At 60.9% G+C, this 19,038-nt stretch carries 13 protein-coding genes and 1 pseudogene; 4 read left to right on the forward strand and 10 right to left on the reverse strand.

Annotation, left to right across the window (positions count from 1 at the left end; genetic code table 11):
* Nucleotides 1–3: 3 nt before the first annotated feature.
* Both katG and ACGSLL_RS15570 read right to left on the reverse strand, forming a co-directional pair.
* Nucleotides 4–2,274, reverse strand: coding sequence for a catalase/peroxidase HPI (gene katG / locus ACGSLL_RS15565; RefSeq protein ID WP_394506968.1), 2,271 nt, complete (start codon nt 2,272–2,274; stop codon nt 4–6).
* Nucleotides 2,275–2,425: 151 nt separating this feature from the next.
* Nucleotides 2,426–4,636: an LTA synthase family protein gene (locus ACGSLL_RS15570; RefSeq protein WP_394506969.1), complete on the reverse strand. Its 2,211-nt coding sequence runs from the start codon at nt 4,634–4,636 to the stop codon at nt 2,426–2,428.
* 356 nt (nt 4,637–4,992) lie between these two features.
* On the opposite strand from ACGSLL_RS15570, the gene ACGSLL_RS15575 reads away from it, so the two are divergent.
* A complete protein-coding gene (locus ACGSLL_RS15575; protein ID WP_394506970.1) occupies nt 4,993–6,009 on the forward strand; it encodes an ABC transporter substrate-binding protein in 1,017 nt (338 codons plus the stop codon).
* Between the two features lie 232 nt (nt 6,010–6,241).
* Here the strand turns inward: ACGSLL_RS15575 and ACGSLL_RS15580 are convergent, their stop codons facing one another.
* The 5 genes and pseudogenes from ACGSLL_RS15580 to ACGSLL_RS15600 form a co-directional block, all read right to left on the reverse strand.
* Nucleotides 6,242–6,721, reverse strand: a complete 480-nt coding sequence (locus ACGSLL_RS15580; protein WP_394506971.1) for a copper chaperone PCu(A)C — start codon at nt 6,719–6,721, stop codon at nt 6,242–6,244.
* On the reverse strand, nt 6,721–7,326 hold the full coding sequence (locus tag ACGSLL_RS15585; protein WP_394506972.1) for an SCO family protein: 606 nt from the start codon (nt 7,324–7,326) through the stop codon (nt 6,721–6,723). Before ACGSLL_RS15585 ends, ACGSLL_RS15580 begins: the two co-directional genes overlap by 1 nt.
* A 180-nt stretch (nt 7,327–7,506) precedes the next feature.
* Nucleotides 7,507–8,058 (reverse strand): ATP-dependent Clp protease proteolytic subunit, encoded by a 552-nt coding sequence (locus ACGSLL_RS15590; RefSeq protein WP_394506973.1) that lies wholly within the window; start codon nt 8,056–8,058, stop codon nt 7,507–7,509.
* Nucleotides 8,059–8,440: 382 nt separating this feature from the next.
* A pseudogene (locus ACGSLL_RS15595) lies at nt 8,441–8,542 on the reverse strand (con-10 family general stress protein); the annotation flags it as partial.
* A gap of 191 nt (nt 8,543–8,733) precedes the next feature.
* Nucleotides 8,734–9,405, reverse strand: a complete 672-nt coding sequence (locus tag ACGSLL_RS15600) for a polysaccharide lyase family 7 protein (protein WP_394506974.1) — start codon at nt 9,403–9,405, stop codon at nt 8,734–8,736.
* A 247-nt stretch (nt 9,406–9,652) separates the two neighbouring features.
* Here ACGSLL_RS15600 and ycaC point away from each other — a divergent pair, with 247 nt between their 5' ends.
* Entirely contained in the window at nt 9,653–10,285 is a 633-nt protein-coding gene (ycaC, locus tag ACGSLL_RS15605) for an isochorismate family cysteine hydrolase YcaC (RefSeq protein ID WP_394506975.1), read from the forward strand.
* A 70-nt stretch (nt 10,286–10,355) separates the two neighbouring features.
* Here ycaC and ACGSLL_RS15610 read toward each other — a convergent pair whose 3' ends face one another.
* Complete coding sequence (locus ACGSLL_RS15610; RefSeq protein ID WP_394506976.1) at nt 10,356–11,561, reverse strand: MFS transporter; 1,206 nt, start codon at nt 11,559–11,561, stop codon at nt 10,356–10,358.
* A 163-nt stretch (nt 11,562–11,724) separates the two neighbouring features.
* Here ACGSLL_RS15610 and ACGSLL_RS15615 point away from each other — a divergent pair, with 163 nt between their 5' ends.
* Entirely contained in the window at nt 11,725–12,681 is a 957-nt protein-coding gene (locus ACGSLL_RS15615; RefSeq protein WP_394506977.1) for an AraC family transcriptional regulator, read from the forward strand.
* Between the two features lie 682 nt (nt 12,682–13,363).
* Nucleotides 13,364–14,911, forward strand: a complete 1,548-nt coding sequence (locus ACGSLL_RS15620; protein ID WP_394506978.1) for a sensor domain-containing diguanylate cyclase — start codon at nt 13,364–13,366, stop codon at nt 14,909–14,911.
* Here ACGSLL_RS15620 and ACGSLL_RS15625 read toward each other — a convergent pair.
* Together ACGSLL_RS15625 and ACGSLL_RS15630 are read right to left on the reverse strand one after the other, a co-directional pair.
* Complete coding sequence (locus ACGSLL_RS15625) at nt 14,873–17,335, reverse strand: PAS domain-containing protein (protein ID WP_394506979.1); 2,463 nt, start codon at nt 17,333–17,335, stop codon at nt 14,873–14,875. The genes ACGSLL_RS15620 and ACGSLL_RS15625 overlap by 39 nt on opposite strands.
* A 122-nt stretch (nt 17,336–17,457) precedes the next feature.
* Entirely contained in the window at nt 17,458–18,996 is a 1,539-nt protein-coding gene (locus ACGSLL_RS15630) for a cryptochrome/photolyase family protein (RefSeq protein WP_394506980.1), read from the reverse strand.
* Nucleotides 18,997–19,038: the final 42 nt, after the last annotated feature.

Below are 19,038 nucleotides of genomic sequence, written 5' to 3' on the forward strand. Positions count from 1 at the left end.
CCGTTACTTCAGATCGAACCGATCCAGGTTCATGACCTTCGTCCAGGCTTTGACGAAGTCATTGACGAACTGCTCCTGCGCATCCGCACTGGCATACACTTCGGCCAGCGCGCGCAACTGCGCATTGGAACCGAACACCAGATCCACCCGGGTTGCCGTCCATTTCGGCGCGCCAGTCTTGCGGTCCCGTCCCTCGAATTCATCAGCATCGCGCGTTGTTGGTTGCCACTCCAAGCCCATGTCCAGCAGGTTCGTGAAGAAGTCATTGCTCAGCGCTTCCGGTTTATCGGTGAAGACACCATGGCGGGTCTGCCCGACGTTGGTGTTCAACACCCGCAGGCCGCCAAGCAGCACGGTCATTTCCGGGGCGGTGAGGGTCAGCAGTTGCGCCTTGTCGATCAACAGGGTTTCAGCCGCGACGGTGTATTTGCCCTTGCTGTAATTGCGGAAACCGTCGGCAATCGGTTCAAGGAAGCCGAACGACTCGACATCGGTCTGTTCCTGCGAGGCATCCACGCGCCCGGGCGAGAACGGCACGCTCACGGAATGACCAGCGTTCTGTGCGGCTTGCTCGACCCCGGCATTGCCCGCCAGCACAATCAGGTCCGCCAGCGAGATTTTCTTGCCGGTGCTTGCGCCATTGAATTCACCCTGAATGCCCTCCAGGGTTTGCAGCACATGGGCCAGTTGCTCTGGCTGGTTGGCTTGCCAGAACTTCTGTGGTGCCAGACGCAAACGCCCGCCGTTGGCGCCGCCACGTTTGTCCGAGCCGCGAAAGGTCGAGGCGGCAGCCCAGGCCGTCGAGACCAGTTGCGAAACGGACAGGCCTGAGGCGAGGATTTTGCTTTTCAGCGCGGCGGCGTCGCTGTCGCCAATCAAGACATGGCTGACGTCAGGCAGCGGGTCTTGCCAGAGCAATTCTTCGTTGGGCAATTCCGGGCCGAGATAGCGAGACAGCGGGCCCATGTCGCGGTGGATCAGTTTGTACCAGGCGCGCGCGAAGGCGTCGGCCAATTGCTCGGGATTGGCCAGGAAGCGTCGCGAGATCTGCTCGTAAGCCGGGTCGAAGCGTAGCGCCAGGTCAGAGGTGAGCATGGTGGGTGAAAGCTTTTTGCTCGGGTCATGGGCATGCGGAACCGTGCCGGCACCGGCGCCGTTTTTCGGTTGCCACTGATGCGCCCCGGCCGGGCTCTTGGTCAGTTCCCACTCGAAGCCGAACAGGTTTTCCAGGTAGTTGTTGCTCCAGCGGGTTGGCGTGGTGGTCCAGGTCACTTCCAGACCGCTGGTGATGGTGTCCGCGCCCTTGCCGGTGCCGAAGGCGTTTTTCCAGCCCAGGCCTTGCAGCTCGAGGCCGGCCGCTTCCGGTTCAGGGCCAACGTTGTCGGCCGGGCCGGCTCCGTGGGTCTTGCCGAACGCGTGGCCACCGGCAATCAGCGCCACGGTTTCTTCATCGTTCATGGCCATGCGGCCGAAGGTTTCGCGAATGTCCTTGGCCGAAGCGACCGGGTCCGGGTTGCCCTCGGGACCTTCCGGGTTCACGTAGATCAGGCCCATCTGCACGGCAGCGAGCGGGTTCTCCAGATTGCGTTCGCCCTGATCGGTGCGGCTTTCCTCGCGACCATGCAAGTCCGGTTCGGCTACCAGCGTACCGTCACCGGGTTCCTGCACCGGGCCGTTGCTCTTGCCGTAACGATTGTCGCCGCCCAGCCATTCGGTTTCCGAGCCCCAGTACACGTCTTCATCCGGTTCCCAGACGTCGGCGCGGCCACCGGAAAAACCGAAGGTCTTGAAGCCCATGGATTCCAGCGCGACGTTGCCGGTGAGCACGATGAGGTCGGCCCAGGAAATATTGCGGCCGTACTTCTGCTTGATCGGCCAGAGCAGACGGCGCGCCTTGTCGAGGCTGACGTTATCCGGCCAACTGTTCAGCGGGGCGAACCGTTGCTGACCGGAGCCGGCACCACCGCGGCCATCGGCGGTGCGATAAGTGCCGGCGCTGTGCCAGGCCATGCGCACGAAGAGCGGGCCATAGTGGCCGAAGTCCGCCGGCCACCAGTCCTGAGAGTCGGTCATCAAGGCGCTGATATCCTGCTTCAGCGCCTGGAAGTCCAGGCTCTTGAACGCCTTGGCATAGTCGAAGTCCTTGCCCAGCGGGTCAGACTTGGGCGAGTGCTGACTGAGGATTTTCAGGTTCAGTTGATTCGGCCACCAGTCACGGTTGGTCGTGCCGCCACCAGCGGCGTGGTTGAACGGGCATTTCGATTCGCTTGCCATGTTCGAGTCCCTATCAGGTCTGCTGCGGCCGGCTGGTGCCGACTTCGGACTTGTAAGGCTAGACCCGAGTTGGCAAACCAGCTAATAGCGCAGCTATTGCGTGCCGATAGGCAAACTCTCTCAGCGCTGCGCTGGCTTCTGATCAGCAGGATCAGCTCGATTGCGCCGTGTCGTCATCGGGCACGTCGTCGAGAATATCCTCTTGTCCCGGCAGCTCAGTGATTACGCTGAAGTCACTGACCTCCACCGCGCCTTGCCCATAACCGAGCAAATGAAACGAAAACGCCTTGCGCTGTTGCGGGTTTTCAAAGCTGAAGTCCATCTCCAGCGGCTGATCCGCCGTGGCGACCATTTCCGCCGGTAAGCCCAGCTGCACGTCCTGTTCGAACTCCTTGGCCTTGAGTTGTATGTACGCCGCTTGCTGCGGGTCGACCGCGCGCACGGTCAGGCGTACGCGGGTGTGCGAGCCCTTGGGCATTTCCAGATACTGCGCGCCGATCAGGTTGTCGGCCCAGTCATCCTTGATCTGCGCTTGCAGCGGGATGATGTTGTTGCTGCCGAACTGATAGCGATGATTCAGCGGCGTGCGCAGCAGCGACAGATCCAGCGCATTGGCGCGGGCGGCAATCTGCCGGGCCGGATGACCGCTGTAGCGCCCCTTGTAAATGGCGCTGTCGGCGATGAAGCCAGGGCTTTGATAGTAGCGGCAGCGACGCGGCATGTCGCATTCGGAGAAGATCCCGCGGCCATCGTGATAGCGCAGCTTGCCATTGGTGAACGACATGATTTCCCGGCCAGAGTCGTAGTCACGGAACAGCGAACGGCCACTCAGCGCGGAGGGCACTGGCAGGTCGAAGTAGTCGAGAATCGACGTGCTCAGATCGACGTGACCATAGACGCCTTTGTTCAGATGCGGCAGTTGCGCCTGCTCCGGTGCCAGAGTCAGATTGAACCCCCACGAGGAGGCCAGACGCACGCCGTCGATGCCGTGGGATTCGTCGGATGTGATCACCACCAGCGTGTCCTTGAGCACGCCCTTACGTTCGAGGGCACTGAGAAACTGGTCCAGTGCATCGTCGAGATAACCGACGGCGGCCTGCTTTGGCGTTTCGTAACGCTGCAGATAATCGTCCGGTGCGGAGTAGGGCTGGTGAGTGCCGACAGTGAGCAGGGTGAGCATCCACGGCTGTTTGTTTTTCTTCAGTTGGCCGACGTAATCCAGTGCACCTTCGAAGAACGCCTTGTCATCCTTGCCCCACGGGAATTCCAGATAGTTGCTGTTGCTGAACCATTCCAGGCCATGGGTGGCATCGAAGCCGATATGCGGCATGATCTTGTCTTTGGCCATGAAGCGCAGCCCGGCGCCTTGCAAGTAATGCGTGCTGAAACCGTGGTCGCGCAGTTGTGCCGGCAGACAGGCCTGATTGCGCTCGTTGAGGGTGAGCATTTCCACGCCTTTGGGCGTGCCGTTGTCGAGTTTGTCGTAGTCGCCGCAGAGCATGGCGTACAGACCGCGAATGGTCTGGTGCGTATGTAACACGTAATCCGGGGTGTTCATGCCGCGCTCGGCCCAGCGGCTGAGGTTGGGCATCAGGTCTTCCTGATAATGACTGCCGATGGCCTCGCGGTTGGCGCGGATGTAAGCGCCGGGAATGCCCTCCAGCGCAATGATCAGCACGTTGCGCGCTTGTCCCGGTGCGGCCAGCAGTTTTTCCCCGTTGAGGTCGACGTCGGTCAGCCCGGCCATGGCCGGCGCGGGTTCTTCGCCGTCGCCGTCCAGCCATTCCTCGGTGCGAATCTGCAGATCGGCCACTTCGCTGGCGAGCAGGTGGTGTGGCAGGTTATACAGCCGCCATGGGTCGGCTTCGTTGGGCCACAGGTTCTGCGCCCCCCAATGCGCGGCGAACAGCAGCAGCGGTGCGCCCCAGGCTGCACGGGGCAGGGCAGTGAGCGGCCGCTCCCGGCCGGCAAACCGGGTCAGCAGCCACACCAGCAATGCCAGCAGCAGGGTCACGCCCAACGCCGGATGCGTCAGGCCGCCGCCGCTGGAGTTCTCCACGAACTGCGGGTCGATCAGGTAATGGGCATCGGAAGGGGTCGGCAACCGACCGACTGCGCTGACCAGTTCCGCCGTTGCCACCGCCAGCAAGCCCCACAACAACAGCACCGGCAGAGCCAGCCACCACGCGCGGCGATGCAGCAATACCAGCAACAGGCTGCCCACCGCCAGATCCGACAGATAACCCAGCGTGCTCGACCAGCCCAACGCCGCGCGCAGGCCCATTGGCACGATCAATACCAACAGCAGCAGAGAAAACAGTCGGGCGTGCGGTTGCCGCAACCGGTTGAAAAGAGCGCTCACAAAAAGACCTTCCCGCCATCAAACCGTCATAAAAGTGTGCGCGATGATAGCAAGGCTCGGCCATCTGATTGCCTTTTAAAACGCTCGGGTGATCCGCAGATACAAGGGCTGGCGGGCACGGCAAACCCTTTGAAACCCCCATGGCTGTTGATGTAACGCAGCGGGGGGTGTTTGTGCCGACACGGATTTTGCCGGGGGATTAATTGTGTCAGGCTGTGAACGATAACGCGGGAGCCAACGTAAGGTTTGCGTTAGGCGGCCGGTGCTAACGATATGCAATAAAGATATTTAAGTTCTGTTTTTTATAGCGATAAAGTCAGGCCTTTCAGCAAACCACCCCCTGCTGCGAGGTTGTCATGGCCACACCGTTGAAACGTTCCGCATTGACCCTGTTGGCCGCCGCCCTGGCGGGCACAGCGTTGTTCAGCACCGGTGCTCAGGCCGAAGGCAAGATCAGCATCGCCCAGCAGTTCGGCATCGGTTACCTGATTCTCGACGTGGTCCGCGACCAGCAATTGATCGAAAAACACGGCAAAGCCCAGGGCCTCGACATCAAGGTCGACTGGAACAGCATCTCCGGCGCCACCGCGATGAACGAAGCGCTGTTGACCGGTTCGCTCGACGTGGTCTCGGCCGGCGTACCGCCGATGCTCACCGTGTGGGATCGCACCAAAGGCAAACAGAACGTCAAGGCCATCGCCGCACTCGGCTCGATGCCCAACTACCTGCTGACCAACAATCCGAAGATCAAGACCCTCAAGGATTTCAGCGAAAAAGACCGCATCGCCGTGCCTGCTGCCGGGGTGGGCTTCCAGTCACGCACCCTGCAGATCGAAACCGCCAGGCTGTTCGGTGATGCCCAGTACAAGAAATTCGACGACATCTCCGTCAGCCTGCCGCACCCCGACGCGACGGCCGCGCTGATTGCCGGTGGCTCGGAAATCAACTCGCACTTCTCCAGCCCGCCGTTCCAGTACCAGGCGCTGCAGAACCCCAACGTGCATAAAGTGCTGAGCTCTTACGACGTACTCGGCGGCCAGGCGACGTTCAACGTGCTGTACACCACGGAAAAATTCCACGACGAAAATCCCAAGACCTACAAGGCGTTCTACGACGCCCTGGCCGAGGCCGAGAAGATCATCAAGGCTGACAAACCGGCAGCTGCGCAGGCCTATATTCGGGTCGAACAGTCGAAACTGCCGTTGGCGCTGGTAGAGCAGATCGTCAACGATCCGGAGATCGACTTCACGGTGGTACCGCAACGTACGTTTATCTATGCCGAGAAATTGCAGGAATTGGGCGTGCTGAAAAACAAGGCGGGGAGCTGGAAGGATTACTTTTTTGAAGAGGCGCATGGTGGGGCGGGGAGTTGATGTTCTGCGCCAGGATCAAAAGCCCCTCACCCTAACCCTCTCCCGGAGGGAGAGGGGACTGACCGAGGTAAATGCGAGAGATACGCCAACCTGCGATACCGAGTCGAACGAAAGGTTTGAACGGCCCACAAATCGGCTCCCTCTCCAGGGGGAGAGGGCTGGGCGGGCGGCGTTCCGATGAGGGGTAGCTCCACCACGAAACCCAAGCTCCTGCGTCGACCTCCACCACCAATCAATGCATCTTGCTGTGATCATGCTCCTGCATATTGGTCAGCGCACGCACCGGCGCCTTCACTTCGAGGGTCTCTTTCTCGCCCTTGGCGTTTTCCACGGTGAAGGTCAGCGGCACGCTTTCGCCTTCCTTGAGCTGCCCGGTCAGCCCCATCAGCATCACGTGATAACCATTGGGGTCAAACGCGACCGCTTTGCCCGCCGGCAGGTCGACCGACTTCACCGGGCCCATGCTCATGACGTCGTTCTTCATGGTCATTTCGTGGATCTGCACGTCTTTGGCGACCGGCGAAGCCACGCTGAGCAACTTGCTGTCGCTGTCAGCGGTGAGGGTCATGAACGCGCCGCTGGCGGTCTGGGTCGGCACGGTGGCGCGAACCCAGGCGTCGTCGACTTTGGTTTGCGCCGATGCCTGAAAAGCCAGGCCCAGCAACGACAGACCCAGTACAGCACGTTTGATGTGGTTCAAGACAGGACGCATCAGCAGACCTCCATAACAGTAAGCAAATCTTCCGTGCATTGTTCTGCCGAAAGCGATGTGGACAGACCCAGGCGCAAGCCGCCGTTGGAGTCGTAGACGTAACTGGTCGCGGTGTGCGAGATGGTGTAGGTGTCGCCGGCCGGAACCTTCTCGTAGAACACGTCGAATTCCTTGGCCGTGGCCTGGGTTTCCTCAAGCGTGCCGTACAGCGCGACGAAGGTCGGGTCAAAGGCTTTCATGTAGGCGTCGAGGATTTGCGGGGTGTCGCGCTCGGGATCGAGGGTGATGAAGATCACCTGCAAGCGATCGCCGTCGGCACCCATCAGCTTCTTGATCTTCGCCGCACGGGCGAGGGTGGTCGGGCACACGGCCGGGCATTGGGTGAAACCGAAGAACACCATCGGCATCATGCCACGAAAGCTCGACAGCGTCATGGTTTCGCCGTCGGTGTTCTTCAGTTTGAAGGTGCGCCCCATGATCTTGTTACTCAGATCCTTGCCGTACTTGTACGACAGTTGGCCGCGGGTGTCGCAGCCGGCGAGCAGGCCCAGCCCGAGCACGCCCATTCCCGCAAGTACCTTGCGGCGAGTCAACAAAGCCGTCATCTAATACCGCCTTTTGCAGCCCGTCAGTCGACAGGACTGGCGGGGGGTTAACCGTAAAAGCGGCGCATGATACCAAACTGCAGGCAGACGCCGGCCACGGATCGGCGGATGGCGTGGGATAGGGCGATAAAAGGTGTAAGAAAAGATGACCCGCCGACTCACGAACGACCCTCAGCGCCATCAACCATGAATGATCGAATTCACCGATTCTGCCGTGATCACCGGTGCCTCGATCGCATCGATCAAGCCGCACAGCATGGCCTGCGACGGGTCGATGATCCGCGGGGCAGCCGTCAGGTATTTCTCGGTTTCCAGTGTTTCCTGCGCACCTTCCGTTCGTTCAGCGACGATGCGCGCGTACAGGTACAAATCGTAATCCAGGCTCATGGCGTATTCCGACATGCGCGAATGATCGACCGCGCCCTGTAAATGCCAGTGAAACGGATGGAAGAGAAACTTGCTATGGGTACACGCCGAGCGGCGCTCGCCAGCGAGGAAGACGATATTGCCCATCGACTCGACTGTGCCCAGGTTATGCGTGTGCACCGGAACCGGCAGGGACAACAGAAAGTTGTACATGGTGAAACCGTAACTGCATTCGCCACCCATCGTGGCGATGTTGACGATCAGCTTCGAGGCTTTTTGCTGTACGGCTATGGAGGCTTTGTCGATCAATTGGCCGCAGGTGGACGCGTTGATCGGTCCCGTGAAATTGATGACGTGAACGGGCATGAGTCACCTCGCTGTTTAATGGCGTTTTGACGATGCGGGCTTACCGACTGCTGTTAGGGCGGACTTGCTTAATGACCTCGCTCGCAAACCGGCCGGGTATGCGTGGCTGCGCATTGGCGCTCGGCCTGAGCGGCGCCTTGCAGGCGCTCGTAGCAACTGCGCGACGCCACGGCGGGAACAGGGCGTGGCGGCTCTGGCGCACTGACTGGCTGTTGAGGCTGATCCTCTGCCACTGTCAGGCCTGGAGGAGAGCTTAGCTCCATTTCATGGGCAGGTTCTTCAGCCTTTTCCATTTGCATCGCGCAGTGATGATTTTCGATGGACGCTTTCATGGCAGACCTCAAGTTAAAAAGGGGCAGCAACGCTGCCCCCGATCTGGCGTTTAAGACTTGCGTCCGCCGCCATGGCTCTGTTGCCCGCCTTTACGGCCGGCTTCCGAGGCTTTTTCGCGATCATTGGCGAAGTTGCCGCCATTGCCGCCGCCCGATGAGCCTTTTTTATCGCTGGTGGAGGTCTTGTTATTGCCCTGATTCTTATTACCGGTAGTCATGATGGTTCTCCGACAACAGTGAGGGTTAACTTGCTGTCCGTTAACGCAACGGACACTAATTCCGATAACGCCAAAGCGTGAATCGTTTTGATTGTTTTACAGTTGCCCGATAAGCGGTCGAACGGTTAATGGCTCAGCAGCAAGTCGTGAATCAGACAGACCGAGCCATCGGTTGCCGCCGTGGTCGCGCTGTAATCGATCTGGTTGTAGACGCCACCATGAAAATTGAAGCGCTGGCTGGCCCAACTGCTGTCCATTTGCTGCGGCGGCGCCGAGGTGGTCACGCCATTGCAGATCACCAGCACGTTGACCAGCCCTGCTGCGCTGACGTTGATCTCGACCGTGAAAGGTACGTTAAGGCCAATATTGCTGGCGATCGTGCTGTTGACCGGGTCGGGCTGATTGAAGCTCTGGCGAAAGCCCCAGGTGATTTTGTTCTTGTTCCAGAACACCTTGATCGCCGGGCTGTCGTCGTCCTTGACGTGCATCTGTGAAATCACCACTTTTTGCGCGGAGTTCACTTGCGTGAGCGTCATGCGTTGGCGATTGACGTGTAACGCCGCACTTTCCAGCGTCCAGTAAACCGACTCTTTCCATTCGCAGCGCGTGCGATGGGTGCTTTTGCTTGAAGCGCCACGAGTAGGCGCGCTGAAACGGATGCTGCCATCCGGCTGACGGCTGATGACTTCAGGAAAACGCAACAACGCCTCATCGCCCAGCAACTCCAGTGCGACCGGGTTGGTGGGCGAAGTGGCGACGGGTGTGGTGATGCGCAAACGGCTGATATCGACAGGCATAAATACCTCCACAATCTCTGACAGATGAAGTGGGTAAGTTGCAAGACGGGTGATGCCGCGGCGCGGCGATGTGTTCCATGAACTTAACAGTGCGTGGACTAATGGCGTTGATCAGCGGGTGTGGATTGTCTCGTTTGGGTGGACGGTGAAACGCGTTTCAGCCGATTTATCCCTTTTCGCTGGGTCAGTAATCTGTACCCAACTTGAACGCAACAACAAACTTCAAACTTGAAAAGGGACGCACACCATGACCACTCCAACTTACAACCGCCTGAACAAAGACGACGCTATCGTGCTGCTGGTTGACCACCAGACCGGCCTGATTTCCCTGGTGCAGGACTTCTCGCCCAACGAGTTCAAGAACAACGTACTGGCCCTGGCCGACCTGGCAAAATTCTTCGACCTGCCGACCATCCTCACCACCAGCTTCGAACAAGGCCCGAACGGCCCGCTGGTCCCGGAACTGAAAGAGATGTTCCCGGACGCGCCGTACATTGCTCGCCCAGGCCAGATCAACGCCTGGGATAACGAAGACTTCGTCAAAGCGATCAAGGCCACCGGCCGCAAGCAGATCATCATTGCCGGCGTGGTCACCGATGTTTGCGTAGCGTTCCCGACCTTGTCGGCGCTGGCGGAAGGTTTTGATGTGTTCGTGGTCACCGACGCTTCGGGCACCTTCAACACCACCGTGCAACAAGCCGCATGGAGCCGCATGACCCAAGCCGGCGCACAAATGATGAACTGGTTCTCGGTGGCCTGTGAGCTGCACCGCGACTGGCGCAACGACATTGAAGGCCTGGGCAACCTGTTGTCGCAGCGTATTCCCAACTACCGCAATCTGATGAACAGCTATACGGCGCTGACGGCTCAGCAGAAGTAATGACCTGATGAAAAACGCAAAGCCTGCTGAGAAGCAGGCTTTTGTTGTTCAGTGCATTTAATACTGCAAGTCAGGTCAGGCTCATCGACGGCTGCGGCACCCGCAAAGCCGAACGCGCGGCGAGCAACGCCAGCACCGCCGCGACGATGAGCAGCCCGGCGCTGGATTCGAACGTCGCGCGATAGCCGCTCATGTCGAACAACACGCCGCCGACAATCGCGCCCGAGGCGATCGCGAACTGCACCACCGCGACCATCAGGCCGCCGCCAGCTTCCGCAGCATCCGGCAGCGTTCGCGCTAGCCACGTCCACCAGCCCACCGGCGCCGCCGTCGCCACCAGCCCCCACAATCCGAGCAGCACCGCTGTAATGAGCGTAGAACTACCAAAGGCAATCAGCGCCATCGCTATCACCGCCATCAGCAGCGGAATGACGATCAGCGTGCGATGCAGGCTTTTTTTCACAAACCCTTCGATCAGGAAAGTCCCGGCCAGCCCGGCCGCGCCGAGGCCGAGCAACATCAGCGAGAGCACCGAGACGTTCACCTGAGTGACCGTTTCAAGGAACGGCCGCAGATAGGTAAACAGCATGAACTGGCCCATGAAAAACACACTGACCGCAAGCATGCCCAACGCCACCGGCGGGCGTTTGAGCAAGCGCAAGACATTGCCCGAAGCCGCGCCACCAACGGCTTTCATCGACGGCAGACTGAACATCAGCCAGGCCCCGGCCAACAGAGCGACCGGCACCACGCAGAAAAACGCCCCGCGCCAGCCAATCAACGCGCCGAGAAAACTGCCCAGCGGCGCGGCAATCACGGTTGCCAGCGCATTACCGCCGTTGACGATCGCCATCGCCCGCGTGACCTGTTCATCCGGCACCAGGCGCATCGCTGTCGCCGCCGACAGCGACCAGAAGCCACCAATCGCCACGCCGATCAGTGCGCGGCCGAGCATGAACACCGTGTAGTTCGGTGCGAACGCGACCACAGTCCCGGAGACGATCATCAGCCCGGTCAGCGACAGCAGCAGCGGTTTGCGATCAACCCGCGCCGCCAGCAACGGAATCAGCAAACTGGTGAGCAAGGCAAACAGCCCGGACACGGAAATGCCCTGACCGGCCTGGCCTTCGCTGATATGCAGATCGCTGGCGATTGGCGTCAGCAGGCTGACCGGCATGAACTCCGAGGCCACCAGCACGAAGGCCGCGAGCGACATGGCGAAAACCGCGCCCCATGAGGCGTGCGGTTGCGGCGGGGTAGGTGTGGTCACGGTCATTGTCGAAATCCTGTGTTGCGCGAAACGCCCATTGTCCCGGTCAGACGCGCAGGGCTGTAGCGCGATTCGCTGGATTTCTTGCCTGATCCGCTGAGTCGCGCCATTTGCGCGGGACGCTCGCGCGCCGGCACGCTACAGTTCAGCGCAGAGGTAACGGAACCCTATGACCAACACAATTTCCCAACATTTACCGCTGCAAGCCGAGCTGGCGCAGACCATCGGCGCCCATGCCCAGGTGCCTGGCGATTTCCCCACGGCGATTGCCGGTCTCGGCTTTTTTCGCCGCGAACAGCCCTCGTCACCGCTGGTGTGCATGGTTGAACCCAGCGTGATTCTGGTAGCGCAGGGCGAGAAAAAACTGTGGGTGGGCGGCGAAGGTTTCATGTACGACACCTCGCGATTCCTGCTGACCTCACTGGACCTGCCGGCCAACTCTGAAGTGTTGCAGGCCAGCCCCGAGCAGCCTTGTCTGGGCCTGTCGTTCAAAATCGATGTGCAGATGCTCGCCGAGCTGGCCGCGCAAAGTGATCCACCGCCGTACCGCGACGTTGCCGAGCGCAAAGGCGTCGGCATCGGCTCGGTCACCCAACCGATGCTGCTGGCGTTCCAGCGCTTGCTCGCACTGCTCGATGAGCCGGATGCAATCGCGGTACTGGCGCCGTTGATCCAGCGCGAAATCCACTTCCGCCTGTTGCAAAGCGATCAGGCCGCGCGACTGCGCAAGATCACCGCGGTCGACGGCCAGGGCTACCGCATCGCCAAAGCCATCGACTGGCTGAAAATCAACTACACCTCGCCGTTGCGGGTCGAGGAACTGGCCGCGCGGGTGCAAATGAGTGCGCCGACCTTCCACCATCATTTTCGCCAACTGACGACGATGAGCCCACTGCAATATCAGAAGTGGCTACGCCTGACCGAAGCGCGGCGACTGATGCTCAACGAACAGCAGGACGCCTCCAGCGCGGCCTTCAAGGTCGGCTACGAAAGCCCATCGCAGTTCAGCCGCGAATACAGCCGACTGTTCGGCGCCGCGCCCAAGCGCGACATCGTCGCATTGCGCGGGCAGCGACGTTCGACGGATGAGCGTCAGGACGCGAAAATCAAAAGCCCCTCACCCTAACCCTCTCCCGGAGGGAGAGGGGACTGACCCAGGTGGATGCGAGTGCTACGCCGAGCTGCGATACCGAGTCGAACACAAAATTTGAAAAGCCCAAAGATCGGCTCCCTCTCCCTCGGGAGAGGGCTGGGGTGAGGGGCGAATCCAAAACAAATCCCAAGCCAAGCGCCGCTTCTAACCACTCAACAATGAGCGTTAGCTCGCGTGCTTTTGATCTTGCCTAACCAGCGACATCGGAAGGCTGAGTGGAGGGATTGATCCGGGCGTGGGAGCGTAGCGACCGTCTGGCGCAGCCAGACACAGCGGAAGGAGGTGCAGCGAAGCAAACCGTAGCCGCTGCGCCCGGATCGGTCCCGGAGCGAAGGAACCCGAGCCTGCGAGGGCCGGACGCAGGAGCAAAGCCTTTTGGTTCCTTTTTGGCGTTTGAAAAAGGGACTCGCCGTAAGGGCGAAACCCTAAGCCGCCGTTACCGCAGCAACGGATATGTACTCGGTCAAAAAAACTCGCCCCATGAAAGCAAGCCACCACTTCCTCTCGATCTCCGTGCTGACCGCGCAACAGTCAGTTGCTGCACGCCACACGCACTGCTTGTATCCTTGCCCCAGCCGAGGACATACGGTCGCTGTCAGGGCCTCGATCCGCTGACGGCAGGAACGGGAAACCGGACTTTCCACAAGGTACTTTCGTGAAGCGTGATACCCACCTCGTCATCCTCCTGTTGCTGGTGATCGGCTGTTCCCTGGCGTCTCTGACCATCTGGAAAGTCCTCGCCTCGCGCGAGCGCGCGCTTGAGGAAGTCAACGTTCACAGCCTGAACCTGACGCAAGCACTGGCAACCTATTCCGAAGGCATCGTCCGCCAGAGTTCGCTGTTGTTGCTCGGCCTGGTCGAACGCCTCGAAACCGAAGGCAGTGGCCCGGCGCAGATCGAGCGCTTGCGCACGTTGATCAACCATCAGCAACCGCTGATGCCGCAACTGAGCGGCATCACCATTTACGACCGTCACGGCCATTGGCTGATGTCATCCAACCGGCCGATTCCCCAGGGCGCCGACAGCAGCGACCGCGCCTATTTCATTCATCACCGCGACGATCCGAGCCGCGAGACCTTCATCGGCCCGCCGATCCGCAGCCGTAGCAATGACGAGTGGGTGATCACCGTCAGCCGCCGCTTCAATGACGATCAGGGCGCGTTCGCCGGGGTGGTTGCGGTGACGTTGGGCGTGCAGAACTTTCTGCGCCTGTTCGGCAAACTCGACGTCGGTCAGGACGGCGCGATCGGCCTGTCGTACACCGACGGCACGCTGCTGGTGCGCTACCCGTTCCGCGAGCAGGACATGGGCCGCAACTTTTCCCAATCGCCGATCTACGCCAAATACCTGCTGGAACGCTCGGTGGGCACCGCGTCGTTTACCTCCAGTCTGGACGGCGTCGAACGCCTTTATGCGTTTCGCAAAAGCCAGAAACTGCCACTGATCACCACGGTCGCCCTCGGCAAACACGAAGCCCTTGCGGCGTGGCGCACCGAGGCTTTGCTGTCTGCGGTGGTGGTGGCCAGCCTGTTGGGACTGACCGGTATCATCGGCTGGTTTTTGTATCGCGATATTCGTCGGCGCACCCAGATCGAAGAAGAATTGCGGATCGCCCAGCAGCAGTTGCTCGGTTCCAATCGACAGCTGGAATTGCTGGCGATGAAGGATGCACTGACCGCGCTGGCCAACCGTCGCTGTTTCGACCAGACCCTCGCCACCGAGGCGCGCCGGTCCCAGCGTGACGGTACCTCTCTGGCCTTGCTGATGATCGATCTGGATTACTTCAAGTTGTACAACGATTCGCTCGGACATGTCGCCGGCGACGCGTGTTTGCAGGCGGTCGGCAAACTGCTGGAAGACGCGGTGCGGCGCCCGTCGGATCTGGTCGCGCGTTACGGCGGTGAAGAGTTCGCGGTGATCATGCCCGACACCGACGCAGCAGGCGCGGCCGTTGTGGCGCAACTGCTCGTTGATCGCCTAAGGCACGAGCATCTGCCGCATCCCTCCAGCCCACTGGCCCGGGTCAGCGTGAGCATCGGCGTTGCCGCGGGGCAGGGGGCGCAACTGGATGCCGTGCAAAGCCTGATCGAAGCCGCCGATCAGGCGCTGTATCAAGCCAAAGCCGCCGGGCGCAACGGCTTCGCTGCGTACCGGGGTGAGCCGTCACTCGAAGGGCGCGGCCATCAGCCCACTGACCCGTGACACCAGCGTGTCAACCGCAAAGGGTTTGGTCAGTACCTGCATACCCGGCCCGAGCTGGCCATTGCCGATCACCGAGTTTTCCGCGTAGCCGGTGATGAACAAGGTTTTCAGTTGCGGGCGGATTTGCCGCCCGGCATCCGCCATCTGCCGACCGTTCATGCCGCCCGGCAGGCCGACGTCGGTGATCAACAGATCGATCTTCGCGCCGGAACGCAGCACTTCAAGCCCTTCGAGGCTGTCCGCCGCTTCGAGCAGGCTGTAGCCGAGGTCGTTGAGAATGTCCTTGAGCAGCATGCGTACCGAGGGTTCGTCGTCAACGATAAGAATGGTCTCGTTGGCCTTGGCAAACGGCGTGCTGGTGCTCTGCGCGTCGTCATGATTGTGCTGCGCCGCGCCGCGATAACGCGGCAGGTAAATGCACATTTCGGTGCCTTGGCCGACTTGCGACTGCACCCGCACCTGACCGCCGGATTGCTTGGTAAAACCGTAAATCATCGACAGCCCGAGTCCGGTGCCCTGGCCCAAGGGTTTGGTGGTGAAAAACGGATCGAAGGCCTTGGCCATGACTTCGGCGCTCATCCCGGTGCCAGTGTCGGTCACGCACAGGCACAGGTATTGACCGGCGGGCATGTCCAGCACCCGCGCGGCTTCGGCATCCAGCGAACGATTGGCGGTTTCGACGGTGATGCGCCCGCCATCGGGCATCGCATCGCGGGCGTTGATGCACAGGTTGAGCAGGGCGTTTTCCAGTTGGCTGGCATCGACCAGCGCCGGCCACAGATCGGCAGCGATCACGGTTTTCAGGCGAATGCTCGGGCCGACGGTACGCTGGATCAATTCGCTCATGCCGGCGATTAATCCGTTGACTTCAGTGGGCCGCGGATCGAGGGTCTGGCGCCGGGAGAATGCCAGCAGACGATGAGTCAGGGCGGTGGCACGCTTGGCCGCGTCCTGGGCGATTTCCATGTACTTGCCGACGTCGTGCAGACGCCCCTGACTGATGCGTTTGTCGACCAGCTCAAGCGAGGCGCAAATCCCCGCGAGCAGGTTATTGAAGTCATGGGCGAGGCCGCCGGTGAGCTGCCCGACCGCTTCCATTTTCTGCGACTGGCGCAGCTTTTCTTCGGCCTGCATCAGTTCGGCGGTGCGTGCCGAAACCCGCTGTTCCAGCGTGTCATTCAATGCGCGCAGGGCGGCGGTGGCGCGGTCGCGCTCGGCCTCGACATTGCGTCGGTCCTCGACATCAATGAGCACCCCGGGAAAACGCAGCGGCGTGCCGTCCTCGGCGCATTCGACGCGGCCATTGGCTTCGATCCAGGTGTATTTACCGTCGGCCCCGCACACGCGGTACTGATGCGAATAGGCACCGCCACGGGCGATCACTTCGTTGATCGCGGCGATCAGTCCGTCGCGGTCGTCGGGGTGGACGCTGATGACTATCTGCTCAAGGCTCAGGCCATCGCGGCCCAGCGCCGGGTCAAGGTTGAACACCCGGGCGAAGGCTTCATCGACGGAAAAACCATCGGAGGGCAGGTGCCAATGCCAGGTGCCGATGATCGCGCCAGCGGCGAGGGCGAGTTGCACACGCTCGATGTTCTCGCGGGCCACGGCCTCGCTGACGCGCAGGCGTTCCTGGGCGTTGCGGCGTTCGGTGACGTCATTGAACAGAATTGCGATCTGCCGATCGGCCGGCTCGCCAACGCGCACGGCGCGCACGTCGAACCAGCGTTCGAAGGTATTGGCATAGTTTTCGAAATTCGCCGGCTCACCGGTTTTCGCCACATGGCCGTAGGTCTCGAACCAGAACCGTTCCAGATTCGGCGCAAACTCGGTGACCCATTTGCCGCGCAGGTTGACCCCGGCCTGACGCTCGAACGCCGGGTTGGCTTCAACGAAGAAATAATCGATCGGCTGGTCGTCGGCATCGAATTTGACCTTGACGATGGCGAACGCCGCTTCGATGGTTTCGAGGATTGTGCTGAAGCGTTCTTCGCTCAGGCGCAATGCATTTTCCGCGCTGCGCGAGCGGGTCAGGTCGAGCATCGCGCCGATCATTCGCTCAGGCTGGCCGGCGGAATCGCGGATCAGATGACCGCGATCGAGCACTTCGGCATAGGAACCGTCGTGGCAGCGAAAGCGGTACTCGGCGCTCCAGGTGGTGCCCTTGCCGTCGATCGCCGAGCGAATCGAGTTGGTTACCCGGCCACGGTCCTGGGTATGGATCTGCGCAAAGCGCCAGTCGCAGGTCGGCTCGATGGCCTCGGCGACATAGCCGTAGGCCTGTTGCAGGGAGTCGTTCCAGACGATCCGGTCGGTCTTCAGATCCCAGTCCCAGACGGCGTCGCAGGTGGCCTCGACGGCCAGGCGCAGGCGCGTGACCTCGGACTCGAGCTGCTCGCGAGTTAGCTGTTTCAGGACATCCACTCCTCATGCCTTGTTGATGGTCGGCTCTGCTTTCGAACGGCACGCCGCAACGAACATTCATGAGCTGGACACTGTGTCAGCATTGACCCGGCGCGCCACGTTTAAGTTGCACGCCCGCGCAGTTATAACGCGTCGCCGTTATCCAGCCGCTCGAGCAGGCTTTGCCCGCGTTGCCACAGCGCCTGCTGTTTGGCCAGCGGCATGCGGTCGAGGTTCTTGTACATCATGCTCATCCGCTGATTGCCGCGCAGCCGATCGCCGTGGCGCATGAGGAAATGCCAGTACAGGGCGTTGAACGGGCAGGCGTTGTCAGTCGTGGTTTCGCGAACCGAGTAGGCGCAGTCGCGGCAGTAGTCGGACATCCGGTTGATGTACTGGCCGCTGGCGCAGTACGGCTTGGAACCGAGGTAGCCGCCGTCGGCGTGCATGACCATGCCGAGGGTGTTGGGCAACTCGACCCAGTCGAACGCGTCCATGTAGATCGCCAGATACCACTCACAGATCTGGCTCGGCGCGATGCCGGCGAGCAAGGCGAAATTGCCGGTCACCATCAGCCGCTGAATATGGTGGGCGTAGGCGTGCCGGAGACTTTGGCCGATGGCCTGGCGCATGCAGTTCATTTGCGTGGCGCCGGTCCAGTAGAACTCCGGCAGGGCACGCTGATTGGCGAAGACATTACCGTCGGCGTACTCGGGCATTTTCAGCCAGTACACGCCACGCACATATTCGCGCCAGCCGATCAATTGGCGAATGAAGCCTTCGGCAGCATTCAGGGCAATCGCGCCGGACCAGTACGCCGCCTCGACATCGCTGCACAGTTGGCGTAGATCAAGCAGACCAATATTCAACGCAGCGCTGATCCGTGCGTGGAACAGAAACGGTTCGTCGCTGGCCATCGCATCCTGATAGTCACCGAAACCGGCCAGGCCATAATCGAGAAAATAAGCCCAGAGTGCCTGCGCGTCGGCGTGAGTCACCGGGTAATTGAAATCTTCGAGGCTGCCGTAGTGACTGGCGAAGCGCTCGGCGACCAGCGCCAGCACCTCGAGAGTGATCGCATCGTTGGCAAATCGCGCGGGGTAGGGTGGCTTGGCGCTTTTGGGCAGGGCCTTGCGGTTGTCGCTGTCGAAGTTCCAGGCGCCGCCGACGGGGGTGCCGTCACCGTTGAGCAGCAGGCGGCTTTTGCGGCGCATGTCGCGGTAGAAGTACTCCATACGCAGCTGTTTTTTCCCGGCGGCCCAGGCGCGGAATTCGACACGCGAACAGAGAAAACGCCGGTCGGCATGCCAGTGCAGCGGCAATCCGCAATCCTTCAGCGATTGTTCCAGACGCCAGTCGCCGCATTCAGTGAGGTGCACTTCGCGCGCTTGCAACAGCGCCTGCCAGCGCTTGAGTTCGCCGGGTACCGAGCCGCTGTTGTGCGGGTCGTCGAGGGTGACGTAATGCACGCGGATGCCCTGGTCCTGCAGGGCCTTGGCGAAGTGGCGCATGGCGCTGAAGATCAGCGCGATCTTTTGCGGATGGTGGGCGACATGGCTGGCCTCTTCCATGACCTCGACCAGCAGCACAGCGTCGTGCGCGCGGTCGAGATCGGCGAGGCACGCGAGGTCGAACGACAACTGGTCGCCCAGCACCAGACAAAGCCGATGGGTGGTGTTCATGTGCGCGGATTCAGGTGAGGAGCAGCAACGGGTGCTCGGCCA

The sequence above is a fragment of the Pseudomonas retamae genome (genome assembly GCF_043496865.1).
GTDB classification, from domain to species: domain Bacteria; phylum Pseudomonadota; class Gammaproteobacteria; order Pseudomonadales; family Pseudomonadaceae; genus Aquipseudomonas; species Aquipseudomonas retamae.